Genomic DNA, 2,256 nt, shown 5'->3' with positions numbered 1-2,256 from the left:
GCGTGGTGCCGGCGAGATCCGGCAGGGTGAGCGACCAGCTGCTGGGACGGCGCAGCTCCGGGGCCTCGAGCACCATCAGCAGCGCCTTGGCCTGGGCGCGCAGCGTCGGGTCCTGGCAACGCACCAGGCCGCGGCAGCAGGCGGCGGCCTGGTCGGTGCGGCCCTGGCCCATCAGGGCGGTGGCCATCAGCAGGCGCAGCTCGGCGCCGGCAGCGGTGAGCGGCGAACGCTCTTCCTGGAGGGGCTCCAGCAGCCGCAGCACCTGGCCGTACTCGCCGCGATCCAGGGCCCGCCGGGCCTCGGCCAGCGGATCCTCAGGCATGCAGCAAGCCGGGGCTGCCCACCACCATGGTGCCGATGCCGGCGTTGGTAAACACCTCCAGCAGCAGGGAATGGGCCACCCGGCCATCGATGATGTGGGCCGCCTTCACCCCCTGGGCCAGGGCCCGGATGCAGCATTCGGTCTTGGGCGTCATCCCTCCCTCCACCACACCGTCGGCGATCAGCTGGCGGGCTTCCGAGAGGCTGAGCTGGCGGATCAGGCTGGCGGGGGCGTTGCGGTCCCGCAGGATGCCGGGGGTGTCGGTGAGCAGGATCAGCTTCTCCGCCTGAAGGGCCGCGGCCAGCTCCCCGGCCACGGTGTCGGCATTGATGTTGTGGGCCCGTCCATCGGCATTGGGAGCCACGCTGGAGATCACCGGGATGTAACCGCTGGCCAGCAGGGGGGTCAGCACCGAGGGGTCCACCCGCGCCACGTCGCCCACCACACCGAGGGTGCCGTCGCCCATGGTGCGGGCAAGCACCAGGCCTCCATCGCTGCCGGAGAGGCCCACGGCCCGTCCCCCCACCCGGTTGAGGCCGTTGACGATCTGCTTGTTGACCCGGCCCACCAGCACCATCTCCACCACGTCCATGGTGTCGGGGCAGGTGACCCGCAGGCCGTCCTGGAAGCGGGGTTCGATCGCCAGTTTCTCCAGCCACTGGTTGATCTCCGGCCCACCGCCGTGCACCACCACCGGCTGGACGCCGACGCAGGCCAGCAGGGCGAGGTCGCGGAAGACCGCCTCGCGCAGGTCTTCGCGCACCATGGCGGCCCCGCCGTACTTGATGACGATGCGACGGCCGGCGAAGCGCTGGATGTAGGGCAGCGCCTCACTGAGGACGGACACCCGCAGGGTGTCTTCCGAGCTGATGTGCCGATCGGGACTCAAGGGACGGGGGCGGCGAGGGGCGGGTCGGAAGGGGAGGGGTCAGAGGCGGTGGCCGGCAGCAGGCTCAGCTTGAGGCGGCCAGGGCCAGCCTGTTGCACGGCAGCCGTGAGCCCGGGACCGAAGAAGCGGCCCAGTCGCTCCTGGCGATCCTGCCAGCGCTCGAACGGCACCCCCTGGCACTCAATGGTGAAGCGCAGCCCATAGCCGCCGCCGTGGTCGAGCTCCTCAACGGCCAGCAGCTGGGGAGGGGAGTCCTCATCCCAGAGCTTGAGAGCTTCGAGGGAACTTTCCAGGTGGGCCTTCTGGCCGTAGCGCCAGCGGGTGACGTCAGCCAGCAGTTTGCGCAGCGGTTCGTTCTCAGGCAACTGACGCAGATCACGCAATTGGGCCACGGGGGTGAGGCGCTCGGCGGGTGGCAGCTCGGAGGACTTCAGGGCCAGCCCCCCCAGCAGGATCGGCACGCCGTAGAACACGCCAGCCAGGCTGATGTTGGGGCTGTCGGTGACGTAGGCGATCGAACCGATCACGGTCAGAACGGCACCAGCCACCGTCACCAGACTGCCGGGGGAGAGAAACGCTTGCATTCCCCCATTCTCCAGCAGCGGGGGCCAGGATGGGACCCCAGGCTCCCTCCGCCACACCCATGGCCAGCCCTCCAGACAGCCCGTACGACGTCACGCCGGCCAGCGCCGCAACGGAATTCGGGGCGACCGGCGGCGCAGGCTGGAGCGCGACCGAGGCCCCAACAACAGCCGAACTGCTCTCCCAGTTGGGGGAAGACCGGCTCTGGCTGCTGCGCCAGCTCGACAGCGGCCGCTGGAGCCAGTGGCGGCTCGATCTGGCGGCGCTGGAGCGGGAGCTGGGTCAGCTGATCGACCAGGCCGGCGAACGGCTCTGAATCCGGTTCCGAATCAGAAGGGAATGTCGTCGTCGTCGCCCAGGGGCACCAGCGGGGAGGTGTCCCAGACGGGCGCAGCCGCCTCGGCGGGTGCGGGGCTGGCGGGGCGTGACGGGGCCGGCGCCGGGGCCCGGCGTGGCGCAGGCG

Annotated in this window: 3 protein-coding genes and 1 pseudogene; 1 reads left to right on the top strand and 3 read right to left on the bottom strand. The window is 70.8% G+C overall.

Annotated features, from left to right (window positions below; all coding sequences use genetic code 11):
- The 3 genes and pseudogenes from KQ305_RS05400 to KQ305_RS05390 form a co-directional block, all read right to left on the bottom strand.
- Positions 1–322: pseudogene (locus KQ305_RS05400) on the bottom strand (tetratricopeptide repeat protein); the annotation flags it as partial.
- On the bottom strand, positions 315–1,211 hold the full coding sequence (gene argB / locus KQ305_RS05395) for an acetylglutamate kinase (protein WP_259724401.1): 897 nt from the start codon (positions 1,209–1,211) through the stop codon (positions 315–317). The gene argB and the pseudogene KQ305_RS05400, both read right to left, overlap by 8 nt.
- Positions 1,208–1,795, bottom strand: a complete 588-nt coding sequence (locus tag KQ305_RS05390; protein WP_259724400.1) for a DUF2854 domain-containing protein — start codon at positions 1,793–1,795, stop codon at positions 1,208–1,210. Before KQ305_RS05390 ends, argB begins: the two co-directional genes overlap by 4 nt.
- Before the next feature lie 59 nt (positions 1,796–1,854).
- On the opposite strand from KQ305_RS05390, the gene KQ305_RS05385 reads away from it, so the two are divergent.
- Complete coding sequence (locus tag KQ305_RS05385) at positions 1,855–2,109, top strand: hypothetical protein (RefSeq protein WP_259724399.1); 255 nt, start codon at positions 1,855–1,857, stop codon at positions 2,107–2,109.
- Positions 2,110–2,256 lie beyond the last annotated feature (147 nt).

This window comes from Synechococcus sp. CS-1332, assembly GCF_025127995.1.
Classification (GTDB): Bacteria; Cyanobacteriota; Cyanobacteriia; order PCC-6307; family Cyanobiaceae; genus Cyanobium.
The sequence above is the reverse complement of the archived record's forward strand: the minus strand, read 5'-3'. Positions and strand labels throughout refer to the sequence as shown.